The following is a 15,017-nucleotide window of genomic DNA, read 5'->3' as shown; positions in this document are numbered from 1 at the left end:
GAATGGCGAGGTTTCAATTTAATAGGTTTACTTGTAATACTCTTTGTACCATTCCACAAACTTACCAATGCCTTCTTCAATCGAGGTACTTGGCTTAAAACCGGTATCGGCGATCAGATCATCCACATCGGCATAGGTTATCGGTACATCACCCGCTTGCATGGGCATGAGGTTTTCTTTGGCTTTTTTGCCGCAAGCATCTTCAATCGCGGTGATAAAACGGCTCAAGGTCACTGGTTGATTGTTGCCAATGTTGTAAACTTTGTAAGACGCTTTGGCCGCCGTAATGTTTAATTTTGAATTTTGAATGATTAATTTTTCATCGTCCAAGCTTGGTGGTCGTTCCATTACTCGCATCACGCCTTCGACAATGTCATCAATGTAGGTGAAGTCGCGTTGCATTTCGCCATTGTTGTAGACATCAATGGTTTTACCTTCAAGAATCGCTTTGGTGAATTTGAAGTACGCCATGTCTGGGCGCCCCATCGGACCATAAACGGTAAAGAAACGTAAACCTGTGGTTGGAATGCCGTAAAGATGACTATAGGTGTGTGCCATCAGCTCATTGGATTTTTTGGTCGCCGCATACAAGCTAATTGGGTAATCGACTCGGTCATCGGTGCTAAACGGCTGTTTGACATTCATGCCATACACTGAGCTGGAGCTGGCATAGACTAGGTGTTTGACTTGGCTATGACGACAACCTTCTAAAATATTCACAAACCCAACAAGGTTAGAATCGACATAGGCGTGCGGATTATCAATCGAATAACGCACGCCTGCTTGCGCCCCAAGATTGACCACCACATCAAATTGATGCGTTTTAAACAAGTTTTCTATGCCCGCACGGTCTGCCAAATCCAAGTTGATAAATTCTAAATTTTGAATGTTTAATTTTAAATGCTTGCCTTCGGCCATTTTCTCGACGTCTTCGCCGTTAAAACCTAGCGCCTTTAGACGGTCTAGTTTAAGTTGCGGGTCGTAGTAGTCATTCAGATTATCAATGCCGACCATATTATGGCCGTATTGTTTTAATGCCTGAATCAAATAGAAACCGATAAAGCCAGCGGCACCGGTTATTAGAATGTTTAGTGTTGAGTTTTTAATGTTTAGTTTTTGGTTCATTTTTCATTCTTTAAATTTTGCTGTGCAGTTTTAACGATACTCGTTAAAATTTTTATGAGCTCTTCACTTTGCTCTAATAAACTTTGAACATGGGGTTCGTTTTTATTTAAATATTGCGTCTCAGAAAGTAAATCTAACCAATATTTGGCTTCACGAGCTTCTTTGCTCGCAATACTCATTTTTGAAACAAAATCTGCTTTTGTTTGCGCTGCTTGTGCCTCATTTACATTTGCACCCACTGAAGTGCCGGATCTTAACAACTGCTTAGATAAAACATATTCTTTATGCTCTTTTGACAAAAACTGATACAACTTGACAATTCTTACCGAAAAAGCGAATGATTTAGCTTGAATATTGTTTTTATCACTCATCATTAAACATTCACCATTCAAAATTAGCGTTAGTCTTTACCAAACAAGTCGCGAGTGTAGACTTTGTTTTGCACGTCCATGATTTCGTCGACCAAGCGGTTAGCGACAATCACGTTACTCACGGCCTTAAATTCATTGAGGTCTGCAATGACTTTGGAGTGGAAAAAGTCTGTTTGACCTTGTTCTGTTAAGACTGGCTCATAAACCACGACCTGAATGCCTTTGGCTTTGATGCGTTTCATAATCCCTTGAATCGCCGAGGCACGGAAGTTGTCAGAGCCTTGTTTCATAATGAGGCGGTGTACGCCCACCACTGGATTTTGTGACGCATTGGCTTTGGCAATGATTTGATCGGCAATAAAGTCTTTGCGCGTGGTGTTGGCATCGACAATCGCGCGAATCATGTTTTGTGGTACGTCTTGGAAATTCGCTAACAACTGTTTTGTGTCTTTTGGTAGACAGTAGCCGCCGTAACCAAAGCTTGGATTGTTATAGTGCGCGCCAATACGTGGGTCTAAACCAACCCCTTCGATGACCTGTTTGGTGCTTAAACCGTGGGTTTCACAGTAAGTGTCCAATTCATTGAAATAAGACACACGCATGGCTAAATAAGTGTTTGAGAACAGTTTGACCGCTTCGGCTTCGGTGGCGTCGGTAAACAAGACCGGAATTTCAGCGGCCGGTTTTGCTGCACCTTCGACCAATAAATTGGCAAAAACTTCGGCACGCTCGGTTTGCTCACCGACAATAATGCGTGATGGATAGAGATTGTCGTAAAGGGCTTTGCCTTCACGTAAAAACTCGGGCGAGAAAAAGATTTCAATGTTTACTGTTGGATGTTGAATTTTTAATTGTTGCTTCAACGCATCCGTATAACCGACCGGAATGGTGCTTTTAATGACAATGGTGGCGTTTGGATTGATTTCAATCACATCTTTAACCACCGCTTCAATGCTTTTGGTATTAAAAATATTGGTAATCGTGTCGTAATCGGTTGGCGTTGCGATTACAACAAATTCTGCATCTTGATAAGCTTGTTGCTTGTCCAAGGTCGCTGTGAAGTTCAGCGTCTTATTGTTCAGAAAATCGGTAATTTCCACATCGACAATTGGCGAGATTTTCTTATTTAGAAGATCAATCTTTTCCGGCACAATATCCAGTGCCACCACTTCATGGTGCTGTGCCAATAAAACGGCTAAAGACAAGCCAACGTATCCAGTTCCTGCGACAGCGATTTTCATACTCTATTTTCCAATTAATTTAAGTCTGCTTATTCAACCGTAACCGACTTTGCTAGATTTCTCGGCTGGTCAACATCCGTCCCTTTAATTAAGGCAACGTGATAGCTTAAAAGCTGCAATGCAATATTAAAGGTGATCGGCGCAGTGATTCTACCAACATTTGTGGTTGCCTTAATCACATTAAAGTTTGATTCTGAACTGACACCAGAGCGTTCATCTTCAAATACAATCATTTGCCCACCACGCGCACTGACTTCTTGTAAATTCGATTTAAGCTTTTCAATTAATTCATCGTGCGGCGCAATCGCAATGACAGGCATGGTTTCATCAATCAACGCCAAAGGACCATGCTTTAATTCACCGGCCGGATAAGCCTCTGCATGGATATAGCTGATCTCTTTGAGCTTTAAAGCCCCTTCCATGGCAATTGGGTACATGGTGCCTCGGCCCAGAAAGATTGCATGATGCTTATCGGCAAAGCTTTGCGCTAAAAGCTTAATGTCCGCTTCATGTGCTAAGCAGTCACTAATTAACCCCGGCAATTTGATTAATCCTTTAACAATCAAACCTTCGCGATGCGCAGTAAGACACTTTTGGGTTTTTCCAATGGCAACCAATAACAGAGCAAGTGCGACTAATTGCGTGGTGAATGCTTTGGTTGAAGCGACGCCGATTTCTGGCCCGGCATGCGTTAAAAACGTCAAATCGGATGCACGAATCAGACTCGATTCAGGGACATTACAAATCGTTAAGGTTGGAATGAACAATTCTGTTCTGCTGTCTTTCAGCGCTTGAATCTGCTTAAGCGCCGCTAAGGTATCTGCGGTTTCACCCGACTGACTGATGGTGACCACTAAGGTGTTATTGGCGATAACGGGATTACGGTAGCGGTATTCACTGGCAACCTCTACCTGACAAGGCAAGCGTAGAATGTCTTCAAACCAATACTTGGCCACCAGACCGGCATGATAACTTGTACCGCAGGCAATGATTTGCACTTGCGATATACGTTCAAAAACCTGTGCGGCACTCGCGCCAAAACTGTCCACCAACACTTCTTGATTGGCAATACGGCCTTCTAAGGTATCGACCACTGCTTGCGGCTGTTCAAAAATTTCTTTGTGCATGTAATGGCGATGACCATTTAAACCGGAGGCACTGACTGATTGCTGAGAAAGCACCTCTTTGCGCTCTGCAAGACAGCCATTAACATCAAAAATTTGCAGCGCGTCTTTTTGAATCAGTGCGACATCGCCCTCTTCTAAAAAAATAAACCGCTGGGTAACGGGTAATAATGCAGAAACATCCGAGGCGATAAAGTATTCACCAAAACCGACACCAATCACCAAAGGACTGCCTTTTCGGGCAGCGATTAAGGTATCCGGCGTGCAAGGAGAAATGACACCAATGGCATAAGCGCCTTCTAACAAACTCAGGGTTTTCTGTACTGCTTGGAGTAATTCAACCGGAGTGGCTTGGACACCCTTTATTTGACCAAGACTTGGCACGATTGCCTGAAGGTGATGGTAAATACAGTGCGCAATGACTTCGGTGTCCGTTTGCGAGGTAAAACGATACCCTGCGGCAATTTGCAGCGTTTTAAGGGCTTGGTAATTTTCGATAATGCCGTTGTGAACGACCGCAACTTGATTATTACAAATATGGGGATGTGCGTTGTTTTCTGAAGGAACACCGTGTGTTGCCCAGCGGGTATGTGCAATGCCGACACGCCCTCGCTCGGTTTGTGAGCCGGATTGCATTTTTTGTTGTAAGGAGGCAATTTTACCCAGCGCACGATAGCGAATAATCTCAACATTCGGCGTTTCGTCTTTTCGACCGTTAACTTTTAACAGTGCCATTCCGGAAGAGTCATAACCGCGATATTCTAAGCGCTTTAAACCTTCCAATAAAATTGTCGAAATATTTCGTTCTGCTACTCCGCCAACAATGCCACACATATTCTTTTAAACTCTTATATAAACTCGATTTAAGATAGATGATTATTTATTTAAATAATCGTCCTATTTTATTGCGCGCAATTGTAACAGAATGACTAAAACGCTTTTTAGCGTTTTAAGATTTTATTTATCTAAAACCACCTAAAATCGCGCACTTTAATACGCAATAAAACCAACAAAAACAATCTAACAACCATAAAATCAGGCTTATTTAATGAAAGTTAATTTAAATTTACATTCTTATTTAATGGGACACTGCAATGTTTGCATTATTCTCTGATTTTGACTCAGTTCGGTTGACTTTACATATTGGCAAAACACTGGCTGAGCAGCGGAGTTTTTGATTAACGCCAGTAATTGTGACTGCTGCACAAACTGGGTTTGCAGCAACCAAGCAATATCTTTTAATAACTGGGTTTTCTGCGAAAAAGATAGCGCTTGCCAGTAAGGCAATACACCAGAGACCTTCTGCCAATATAGCGCGCTATTCACCCCTTTTAACGCATCTACAGCCTGTAATGCCAAGGCAAACTGAGCATCAAACTCTTGTAAGTTAGCCTTCACAATAGACAGCTCATACCAGGCGGCAAAGGTTTCAGGCATCAGAGTCGCCGCCTGTTGATAGCGCACTTTGGCTTGTTGCAAACTGGCCGCAACGCTATCCGGCGAAATTTGCGGACTATTCTGCTGAAGCAACGCCTGCCACTGATAGAGCTTTGCCCCAGTGATTAAACGTTGATAAGAGTCTTGCCAAGCGAAGGTTTCAGCCAACTGTAAATATTGATTCTGAAGATTGATTTGTTTTTGCGACGGCACAGCCGATAAAGACCATTGCTGGATGCGATTATCAACATATTCGTGCAAACCCACAGCGAGAAAATAGCGCAGTGCGAATATAAAAAAGAGCAGCGATAGAAACCCGAGCAACAGGGCTAAAAATCGGTTTTTCGCCCCCTTTAAAACCGCCACCAAGCTATGCGCTCTCTGTCTGAAATTTACAATCACTGATGGCTTTTGGCATGGTATACAAGAGCTGATGCACGCCTTCATTACCAATTAATGTTCTGGCATATTCAATTGCTTCACCAAACACAGGAGGACGATATTTTAGGTTATGCGCATCACTTGCCATAATCGAAACCTTACCTTCCATTAGAAAGCGGATTGCGGTTTCTTTGACCTTTACGCCAAAGTTACCGGTGAGTGCAGAAGCGGTTAATTGCGCTAAGCACCCTTTTTTCAAAAATTGGTCGAGTAACTTTGGCTCTCTAATAAACGCCCGATTACGCTCTGGATGGGCAATCATTGGCAGGTAACCTTGCGACAATAACCAGTCAATCAAATTCATTGAACCGTGAGGAATCTCATCCGAAGGAAACTCAACCAATAAGACCTCTTTACCGTTATAGCAACCCAGACTGGGCAGAAGGCGCTTTTTCACCAAGGGAATTATCGCCGCACAAATCCGCACCTCTGCAGCAGCCGCAACGGTTAAAGGAATGCCCTGCTCTGCTAAACCCGCTTTAAAGAGCTGCAGCGCATTATCGATACTCGATAGGTCATTATCAAACCGTCCAATATGAATGTGCGGCGTGCAGACCATATGTGTCACACCACATTTAACCGCCTGCCGCGCCATTTGTAATGCGGCAGTTAAGTCAACCGCACCATCATCAATCCCTGGCAGTAAATGGCTGTGTAAATCATACATAGGGGATTAGCACCATTTTATTTACTGTAGCCGTAGTAGTCATAGTAACCATCGTAGTAATACCCTTCGCGCTGTGAGCGCTTAATATCAACTTGGTTTAAGACAATGCCTTTTACTGGGGCGCCGGACTGCAACAACATTCCCACACCTTTTTTGACAACCTCTTTCGCCGTTGCGTCCGATTTAACGACATACATGACCTTATTCACATGACTGCCGATAATCAGCGAATCACTCACGGCTTGAACAGGCGGTGTATCAATAATAATCCGTTCGTATTGCTCACTTAAAACAGCGAGCATTTGGGCAAAACTATCATTCATCAACAATTCCAATGGGTTTGGCGGAACATTCCCTGCAGGCATCACAAACAAACCGTCATTTTCGTAAATTGCGGTTTCCAGATCCGCACTGCCAGACAACACATTGGCTAAACCTGCACTGCCTACAGGCAATCCAAGGCGCTTAGCAATATTGGGTCTGCGCATATCCGCTTCAATCAACAAGGTTTTTTCCATTGCCGAGACAGCAAAAGCCAAGTTTAATGCTGTGGTGGTCTTACCTTCCCCAGGAATCGACGAGGTCAGCATGATTTTTTTGTAATCATTCCCCAGTGAACTTAAAACCACACTAGTACGAATGGTATTGACGGCCTCACTAAACGCTTTGTTGTCACCTGATGAATAGAGATTCGCGATACGGTGTTTTTTACTGTGCCCTTTGACTAGAGGAACAATGCCATTGACCGGAAGGTTTAATGTCCGCTCAACTTCTTGCGACGTTTTAAAACCATTATTTAAGAAACGGAACAAAATAATTAAGCCGACAATAAACGCAAAACCAAGAAAACCGGCTGCCGCGACAATTAAAGATTTCTTCGGTTTTATCGGCGACAACGGCTTTAAGGCTTTATCAATGACATTCACGCGGAAATCCACTTCCATTTCTGCGGTGGTTGCCGAAGTTTCTTTTAAACGCGTTAAAAATGTATTGTATAAAGCCTGATTGGTTTCCACTTCGCGCTTTAGTTCATTGAGTTTATATTCATTGGTGGCAATTTTTTTAATCTGCGATTTATTCGACCAAACTGCGCTTGCTAAAGCACGCTCGTTTGCTTTTGCCGCTTGATACTGTTTTTCAATGGTAGCGACAATTTGATTGACCTTCATTTCTAAGTCTGTTCTGGCTGCATCCAGTTCTGCCGCAGCGGCACGCATTTCTGGGTGTTTTGCCCCATAGCGCTGAGATAACTCATTCAAATTTGAACGCGCTTTGGCTTCTTCTGAAATCGCGCCTTGGATCAGCGGGTGACTTAAGATAGCCGGTGCCGAAGTTAGCTTCTCCCAACCCTCTTTTTTCATGTCTCGCACTTGCACATACTGGGTTTCTATCTTAGCCAGTTCAGCGCGCGCATTAATTAGGTTGGCATTCATGCCTGACAGTTCGTTTGCTGAGACCGTGACAATGCCGTCTAAATCAATCAGACCTTTGTCTTTCTTGAAATCTTGCAACATCTGTTCAGATTCATTTAATTTTTGCTTTAATTCAACCAAACGCCCATTCATCCATTCGGTTGCTTGTGCTGTGGCTTCAACACTCATTTCCAACTGGCGATTAATGTAAACTTCGGCAATTTTATTGGCCACCAAAGCTGCTGTATAAGGATCGACCATCTCTACATGAATATTCACCAATTGACTGCGCTTAATCGGCTCAACGGTGATCATTGCCAGTAAGCGATTTACCGCCTTTTCTAACTTTTCAGTTTCGGTTAACTCTTTAGGTGGAGTGATTAAACTTAATAAAAATTCGTCTTTGGCGCTGAAAAACGCATTTTGGCTGTCATCTAACGACGGCGTTTCATCATTCAGATTAGGCGTATCAGAGACCACCTGCTGCTCAAACTTGTCTTTGGCTTCTTGCGATAAGAGTCCATTTGCGAGCCATACTTTCCAGTTAAATAATGGCGCTTGCATTTGCGACTGACTAAATTCTCTATGATTGAGTAGGTTTAGATCGGTAATCACTCTTTCAGCAATGTCGCGTGATTTTAGCAGTTCATATTGCGTGTTTAAAAAGTCATCCGTTTGTTCCACGCTATACAGTTGCTCAATAGAAACCACCTGCGACTTTTTAGAATCAATCTGTAGCTTAACTGTTGCCTTATAAACAGGGTCCAACGTTGACACAAACAACGCGGTTAATGCGGTAACTAAAAGAGTAAATAATATAATCCGCCAACGGTAACCCCATAATGGCTTAAGAATAGACATAACATCGATAGTGGAATCAGATTGCACAATATGCGCTAAAGGATTAGGGTTATTTGCAGATACTGGATTTTGCATAGTTAAATTTTCACTAAATTCATTTTAATTACAGAGCAATAAGGTAAATCACGGTATTTTCAAACAGAAAATACCGCTAAGCGCGTCGAGAAGCTTGAAATACATTTGAAACACAGAGCAAGCTTAGAATTTGCTCTTGGCGGTTCCCCACTGAAGCCAATGGAGAATTTGCTATGTGTTTCTTAAAAGAAACCTTCGCCGACGGAAATAGAATCCCCAGGACTGACCATAGCATCCATTGTCGCTCGTTGATTGCGCGAGGCATCTTCGCCGTCTTTAATAATCGAAATCTTGCTTTCAGATGCTCTTTCTGTGAGACCACCTGCCAAGGAAATCGCCTGTCTGACAGTCATCCCTAAACGATACGAAATGCTGCCTGGACTGTTTACCGCGCCACTGAGAAATACTTTTTTGTATTCAGGGATACTGATGGTATCGCCTGGCGCAACAACTGAATCCAGTGTCCCTAACTTGACCACTTCACCCTGTGCTGTCGCACTAATAATCGATATTTCATCCAGTGATGCTGATTCCGTGACACCGCCAGCCAAAGTCGCGAGCCGACGAACCGTCATCCCTGGTGTATATGTAAAAGCGCCTGCCGCACCAACAGCACCACTTATATAGACAAGACGATAAGTTTTTACGTTCACTGACACTTTTGGATCAATTAAAAAGTCACCTTTTAGCCTTTTGGTTAACAGGCTTTCTAGTTCAATCGCCGTCAGATTGTTGGCATTCACGACACCTAAAAACGGGTAAGAGATTTGACCATTCTCGTCCAAACGCTTCTCTTGAAAACTTAACTCTGGTTCACCATAAACACTAATGGTGACGACATCCCCAGACGCCAAACGATAGTCCGACTTTAAACTGGCGGATGGTGTTACGTTTTCTGACTGAACCACTCTTTGGATACTATTTTGTGCAACTTCTTGCACTGGAGCCTCTGACAGAATTGGCTGACTGGCAATGCCCGATGGTTGTGAAATAACATTTTCCGTAGAAACAAGAGTACTTTCATTTTGCGCAGCCGGAGCAACCCCAACTGCCACAACATCATCAAAAAAATCAACCGCATGAGAAGAAGATAAGACCGTAAGCCCTAATAAGAAAATCATACTTTTAAACACGCTTAACCACCTTGATTAATCAGATAAAAAAAAAGTTACCGGACATTATAATCTGGTAACTTTCTAATAAGACCGTTTTAATCACACGTTAAAGGGCAATTGTTGCACCGATGTAATACTGATTACGGTCATAATTACTAATCTGTTCAGTAGAATTTTTAGAGCCGTAAGTATAGCGCGCAGTAAAATCTAACCATCTTCTGAATGCATAATCTAAACCAACGCTAAAGCTATCAGACTCATCTTTACGACCATTAGAATAATCTTGATTTAAATAGCTGAAAGAAACATTAGAGTTAATACGATTACCCCAATCATGCGCCCAAGTAATCATATTTGTTTGGGTGTCCGCACTGGCCGCACCATAATTACCTTCATCAATTTTCTGTGAACTTGTCAGCGTAAAGGTGGAATAGGTTTTCGGCGCCCAAATCACACTGACGTCCCAGTTAAAAATGGAAGAGTCTTCAGCCGCTAAATCATCAAAAACTTTCTTCTGATAACCCGCTTTAATTTGACCCGAAGTCTTGGCCGTTGCATCCCATCTAACCCCCGCTAAGGCGGCATAATTTTGACCGTTCTTTTCTTGTGCTGATACATACTCAAACAATGAAGTATTTAGCTCAGCAATAAAACGTGTTTTCGCCGTCGCCTGCAACGAGAATAAAATACTGGCGGAATTAACGTCTCTTTCAAGATCAGCATTCACCACATCGTCAGCACGTTTGCGAAGATGACCTACACCAACTTCAATATTTCCTGTCGCTGATGGCGCACCGTAGACATACAAGCCGTTAAAGCCTAAATCACTGAACTTATCAACTTGACCAGCAACACGGGCATCGGCAATGTTTTCAGTTTTAGCGTAATTGGCACTTAAACTTAAATTATTTCGAACATCAAAGACTAAATTTGAAGATAAATTCAAATTATGATCGGTCAAATCATCAACACTGCCGACAGAATAGATTCGGTGATTTAAAGAATAATTTGCGTTAAATTTATTCGCACCCTTTTCAGCGGACAACGCAAAATTTGGCGTGACTGAAACAACGCTTGAACTGGTCGCCGCACTGGTTGCACGAATATTGTCATCCTGCGTTACGCCGACACTCAAAGTAGGAGTCAGATAAACACCTGCTTCTCCAAATGATTGAGGGTCCAATGCAAATGCACTTTGTGAAACAAGGATAACTGGAATTAGTAAAGGTTTTTTTATAGCCATGTCACTTAAACTTATTTAATTAGATTTTATTTTGAATGATCAATTCGGACTAACTGTACCGCCACCAGCACCGCCAGTACTTGGTGCTGTCGCAACAACAGTCGATCCTGGTGTATTCGTTCCGTCGACTGGCAAATTCTCATTATTCTGCCCTGGATTTAGGTCTTGAGCGACTTCTGCAACTTCATTTGCATTTTCATTCGGACCAGCCGCCGTTGCCTGGCCTTCTACAGAAGCAACCGCAACAACAGCACTCAACTCAGGATTTGACGATGATATCGCTGAAGCAACATTGTCGACCACTAACGGTTTAACTTCTGCGATAACTTGAACAATTTTCTGAACAGCTAATTCAATTGCCGCTTGCTTTGTATCCGCATTACCTTCTGCTTGAGCTAAGATATTTGATTTAACCTCACTCACAATCTGAGAAATGATGGCAGACAATTCAGTATCTGAAGCATTAAGAACTTTTAGCTTTTGCTCTTCAGTCAACTCAACACCTGAATTAACAAGTGCATCCAGCGTTTCTTGGTCTGCGAATGCAGCAGATGATGCCAAAACGATAGACAACATCATTGTTGGTAAAAATTTTTTCATGGCGGGAAACCTCGCAATCCGATGTTTATTAAATAAATTGAACTAAACCATTTGATGAAGTAGAGATCAGTTAGAACATCAAGACGCTGACATTCATAACCAAACTAAAACATCAAAACTTTAATTTGTAATTTCATTAATTAATTTTATAGTAAAAATTCTAAGCGCTATATTAATAAGACAATGTCTTTTAGTCCACCATTTTCTAGGATTTTTCTAATTATTTTATGGTCTTATACGCACTTATCAGAAAAATCAAAATGACCGTGCTCTCAAAGAACAACTCGAAGCAATAAATTCTGAATTTAAAGATTTATCAGATATTTCTAGTTTAGCTGAGGTTTCAGCACTTTATGGTTTGTCGAATATAAGTGAATCTGTATTAGCTTCGGCATATTTAACAGAGCCAACCTTATCCGAACAGCTTGCGGCTCAACTTGAATCAATTAGTACTTTTAATCCCCATGAAGAATTGATTAAACAGGTGGATAGCCTACATTCACCTACGACATCTGCACTTGACGCTGTGCAAGAGCAATGCCATGCGCACTTGAATGCACCGGCACTTGAGAGTATCCAAGATTTCCAATCACAACATGAAGAGTTGCTTGCAAAAGCTGCATCCTTAACCTCCATGTTTGATGACATAAATTTTTCTTCTACCAACACTTGGCAAAATTTGTATGCGCCAGCTATATCGGAAATTGAAGCAGCACAAGTCCAATACAGTGAATACATTAATTCGTCAGCAATATCAGCCACTCAGGCTATCCAATCCCATCATGAAGAATGGTTTTCAAAGACAGCGTCCGTCACTTCCATGCTTGAAAGCATAAATACTTCGGCAGCCAAAGTATGGGAAAACATTGATCAATCAATGAGTGCCCCTCTCAAAGCTTTAGGCTTTGATTCAGTCCAAGATCACCTCTCGTTCATTAATGGCCAGGAAAGCACGATTGAAAAATTATCAGATCAGTTCAACCTTGCAGCTTTTGGATTAAATACCGAAAACTATCTTGAGCAACTCCTCGGCAATCAAAACGCATCCATACTTGCCTCATTAGAATTCTCAAATTCTACGTATGCAGAAACAATTTCCAGAGCAAACTCTCTTACAGAGATGTTTTCACCAGTAGAAAACCTAGTAGAAAAATATGCGGTTATGAGCGAAACGCTCGCCCAAGTTGATCTCTCAAATTGGGCGAAATTAGATTTGGATGCCTTAACTGGAAAAACTTGGCAAGAGTGGGAGGCCTCACCGCCGCTAGAGCTTGTAGAAAATGAGCAGAAACATTTTAAAGAGTGGTTTAACGGTTTACCCGACCCAGTCAAAATAATCTCTTATTTCATTATGCTACGGATGTTGGAGTATGCAATGGGCGTTCTAGTCAATGTGACAACCCCTTATTGGCAGGAAAAGTGGCAAGGCATCGAACCAGAAACTCCCAAAAAACAAATTATTGCTACTGCAAGTGAGAACCTGATCCCTGTAATTTTAGTAAACCATCGTTTTGTTGATGTTAAAACCGTTCTATATGTTCGAGCTGATGCAGGTCAAAAATTTGAAGTCATTGACACGCTAAAAAGAGGGAAAATCGTCAAATTGCTCGCAAAGGAAAAGGCGTGGTCTTTCATTGAGTATTACGATTCCGATTCAGAGAAAATGATTCAAGGTTGGGTGTTCTCACGTTACCTGCATAAATTGGAAAGATAGTTTAAAATAAAAAACTTCCCTTTTAGGGAACTTTTTTGTCAAAATACACCGGATCCAGAAAAGACGGTTCATGCAAGTATTAGGTAAAGATAAATTGGATAAATTCAGCAAAAAACATGCTGATGTCAGAAGTGCCATTAATGCATGGCATGATGAAGTATCCAATAAAAACTGCCGCTGGAAAGACTCTCATGACATTAAAGCGCGTTATCCGAGTGCAGATTTTTTAGCGGATAATCGTGTGATTTTTAATATCAAAGGCAATCACTACCGCCTTGTTGTCAAAGTTCGTTACCAAAATGGCATCGTCGTTATTGAATGGGTAGGAACCCATGCGGAATACGACAAAAAAACTTTCTGAGGAATCAACATGAATAACGTTAAAGTAATTAAAAATGAGCAGGAACACGCTCAAGCGTTGGAGCGTTTAATGGCTTTAATGGATCAAGATCCTGCTGAAGGTACCTCAGCCGCGGATGAGTTAGAGCTATTGGCCTTGGTCATTGAAAAGTACGAAGAAGCGCAGTTTCCTATGGAACCGCCAACGCCAATTGAAGCCATTAAATTTCGTATGGATCAAATGGGGCTTAGAAATAAAGATTTAACCCCCTACATCGGATCTGCGTCTAAAGTTTCTGAGGTATTAAATGGCAAAAGATCTCTTAGTCTTCCAATGATTCGCAAATTGCATGAAGGCCTAGGGATTTCACTCGAAACATTGATTCAAGATCCAAGTCTTAAAAAAATTGAGCAATCTGATATCGAATGGCTCTGTTTCCCGCTTACCGAAATGCGTAAGCGCGGTTACTTTGGCGACTTTTCAGGCACCATACATGAATTGAAAGAATATGCTGCGGAGAAAGTTTCTGAGTTTTTATCTAACGTGGCAGGAGGTTTTAACCTAAAGCCTGCGCTCATGAGAACAACGGCTCATGATGCTTCAAATGATAAAGAAGTTGATGCTTATGCGCTCTGGGCTTGGCAGGTTCGAGTTTTACACTTAGCCAAAGAAGAAACCTTACCTACCAACTATCAGCCAGGTACAGTGAATATTGAATGGATGAAGCAAGTTGCTCAATTGTCTTGGTCAAATAAAGGTCCTCTACTTGCCAAAGAGTTTTTGAATAAATATGGAGTTCATTTGGTGTTTGAAGAGCACTTACCAAAAACCTATTTGGATGGTGCTGTCTGCATTAGTGAAACAGGCAACCCTGTGGTTGCTCTTACATTGCGTCATGATCGTCTTGATAATTTTTGGTTTACTTTAATGCACGAGCTGGCACACATTGCGCTGCACTTAGAGAATTGTGACGGGTGGTTCATTGACGACATGGAAGCAAAATGTCGCCCTGAAATTGAAAATGAAGCCGACGAGCTTGCGCAATCGGCACTCTTGCCAAAACTTTCAACACAAGGCATTTTTAGTGCTCAAGATGTAAATAATCTCGCTAAAGAATTGAGAATTGCGCCAGACATTATTGCGGGACGCATTCGCTATGAGAGAAATAACTATCAGTTGTTTGGCCAGCAATTCAAAACAAGTGTGAAGTGCGCTCTTGGCTTTTAGCTAATTTACTTGGCCTATTTTGCG

Annotated in this window: 13 protein-coding genes; 3 read left to right on the top strand and 10 right to left on the bottom strand. The window is 42.0% G+C overall.

The window, feature by feature from the left end:
- Window positions 1-27: 27 nt before the first annotated feature.
- The 10 genes from HRR27_RS03200 to HRR27_RS03155 form a co-directional block, all read right to left on the bottom strand.
- A complete protein-coding gene (locus HRR27_RS03200) occupies window positions 28-1,125 on the bottom strand; it encodes an NAD-dependent epimerase (protein WP_173270831.1) in 1,098 nt (365 codons plus the stop codon).
- Window positions 1,122-1,499, bottom strand: coding sequence for a four helix bundle protein (locus HRR27_RS03195; protein WP_243830871.1), 378 nt, complete (start codon window positions 1,497-1,499; stop codon window positions 1,122-1,124). Before HRR27_RS03195 ends, HRR27_RS03200 begins: the two co-directional genes overlap by 4 nt.
- A 26-nt stretch (window positions 1,500-1,525) precedes the next feature.
- Window positions 1,526-2,737: a nucleotide sugar dehydrogenase gene (locus HRR27_RS03190; protein ID WP_173270829.1), complete on the bottom strand. Its 1,212-nt coding sequence runs from the start codon at window positions 2,735-2,737 to the stop codon at window positions 1,526-1,528.
- Window positions 2,738-2,766: 29 nt separating this feature from the next.
- Window positions 2,767-4,695, bottom strand: coding sequence for a glutamine--fructose-6-phosphate transaminase (isomerizing) (glmS, locus tag HRR27_RS03185; RefSeq protein ID WP_173270827.1), 1,929 nt, complete (start codon window positions 4,693-4,695; stop codon window positions 2,767-2,769).
- A gap of 240 nt (window positions 4,696-4,935) precedes the next feature.
- On the bottom strand, window positions 4,936-5,664 hold the full coding sequence (locus HRR27_RS03180) for a hypothetical protein (RefSeq protein ID WP_173270825.1): 729 nt from the start codon (window positions 5,662-5,664) through the stop codon (window positions 4,936-4,938).
- Window positions 5,665-5,668: 4 nt separating this feature from the next.
- The gene (locus tag HRR27_RS03175; RefSeq protein ID WP_173270823.1) at window positions 5,669-6,406 is read right to left on the bottom strand and encodes a tyrosine-protein phosphatase; all 738 of its coding nucleotides are present in this window, start codon (window positions 6,404-6,406) and stop codon (window positions 5,669-5,671) included.
- A gap of 17 nt (window positions 6,407-6,423) precedes the next feature.
- A complete protein-coding gene (locus HRR27_RS03170) occupies window positions 6,424-8,754 on the bottom strand; it encodes a GumC family protein (RefSeq protein ID WP_173270821.1) in 2,331 nt (776 codons plus the stop codon).
- Window positions 8,755-8,936: 182 nt separating this feature from the next.
- Window positions 8,937-9,887, bottom strand: coding sequence for an SLBB domain-containing protein (locus tag HRR27_RS03165; protein ID WP_173270819.1), 951 nt, complete (start codon window positions 9,885-9,887; stop codon window positions 8,937-8,939).
- A gap of 88 nt (window positions 9,888-9,975) precedes the next feature.
- On the bottom strand, window positions 9,976-11,112 hold the full coding sequence (locus HRR27_RS03160; RefSeq protein WP_173270817.1) for an outer membrane beta-barrel protein: 1,137 nt from the start codon (window positions 11,110-11,112) through the stop codon (window positions 9,976-9,978).
- A 39-nt stretch (window positions 11,113-11,151) separates the two neighbouring features.
- Window positions 11,152-11,712: a hypothetical protein gene (locus HRR27_RS03155; protein WP_173270815.1), complete on the bottom strand. Its 561-nt coding sequence runs from the start codon at window positions 11,710-11,712 to the stop codon at window positions 11,152-11,154.
- A gap of 358 nt (window positions 11,713-12,070) precedes the next feature.
- On the opposite strand from HRR27_RS03155, the gene HRR27_RS03150 reads away from it, so the two are divergent.
- The 3 genes from HRR27_RS03150 (at window position 12,071) to HRR27_RS03140 (ending at window position 14,993) form a co-directional block, all read left to right on the top strand.
- The gene (locus tag HRR27_RS03150) at window positions 12,071-13,426 is read left to right on the top strand and encodes an SH3 domain-containing protein (protein WP_173270812.1); all 1,356 of its coding nucleotides are present in this window, start codon (window positions 12,071-12,073) and stop codon (window positions 13,424-13,426) included.
- A gap of 70 nt (window positions 13,427-13,496) precedes the next feature.
- Window positions 13,497-13,787: a type II toxin-antitoxin system HigB family toxin gene (locus HRR27_RS03145; RefSeq protein WP_173270809.1), complete on the top strand. Its 291-nt coding sequence runs from the start codon at window positions 13,497-13,499 to the stop codon at window positions 13,785-13,787.
- A gap of 9 nt (window positions 13,788-13,796) precedes the next feature.
- Window positions 13,797-14,993, top strand: a complete 1,197-nt coding sequence (locus tag HRR27_RS03140) for an ImmA/IrrE family metallo-endopeptidase (RefSeq protein ID WP_173270805.1) — start codon at window positions 13,797-13,799, stop codon at window positions 14,991-14,993.
- Window positions 14,994-15,017 lie beyond the last annotated feature (24 nt).

The organism is Thiosulfatimonas sediminis, assembly GCF_011398355.1.
Taxonomy (GTDB): Bacteria; Pseudomonadota; Gammaproteobacteria; order Thiomicrospirales; family Thiomicrospiraceae; genus Thiomicrorhabdus; species Thiomicrorhabdus sediminis_A.
The sequence above is the reverse complement of the archived record's forward strand: the minus strand, read 5'-3'. Positions and strand labels throughout refer to the sequence as shown.

Bases quoted from the DNA above. Each gene is read 5' to 3' on its own strand.
- HRR27_RS03200 (WP_173270831.1), bottom strand. From the start codon at position 1,125: ATGAACCAAAAACTAAACATTAAAAACTCAACACTAAACATTCTAATA.
- HRR27_RS03195 (WP_243830871.1), bottom strand. From the start codon at position 1,499: ATGATGAGTGATAAAAACAATATTCAAGCTAAATCATTCGCTTTTTCG.
- HRR27_RS03190 (WP_173270829.1), bottom strand. From the start codon at position 2,737: ATGAAAATCGCTGTCGCAGGAACTGGATACGTTGGCTTGTCTTTAGCC.
- glmS (WP_173270827.1), bottom strand. From the start codon at position 4,695: ATGTGTGGCATTGTTGGCGGAGTAGCAGAACGAAATATTTCGACAATT.
- HRR27_RS03175 (WP_173270823.1), bottom strand. From the start codon at position 6,406: ATGTATGATTTACACAGCCATTTACTGCCAGGGATTGATGATGGTGCG.
- HRR27_RS03170 (WP_173270821.1), bottom strand. From the start codon at position 8,754: ATGCAAAATCCAGTATCTGCAAATAACCCTAATCCTTTAGCGCATATT.
- HRR27_RS03160 (WP_173270817.1), bottom strand. From the start codon at position 11,112: ATGGCTATAAAAAAACCTTTACTAATTCCAGTTATCCTTGTTTCACAA.
- HRR27_RS03155 (WP_173270815.1), bottom strand. From the start codon at position 11,712: ATGAAAAAATTTTTACCAACAATGATGTTGTCTATCGTTTTGGCATCA.
- HRR27_RS03145 (WP_173270809.1), top strand. From the start codon at position 13,497: ATGCAAGTATTAGGTAAAGATAAATTGGATAAATTCAGCAAAAAACAT.
- HRR27_RS03140 (WP_173270805.1), top strand. From the start codon at position 13,797: ATGAATAACGTTAAAGTAATTAAAAATGAGCAGGAACACGCTCAAGCG.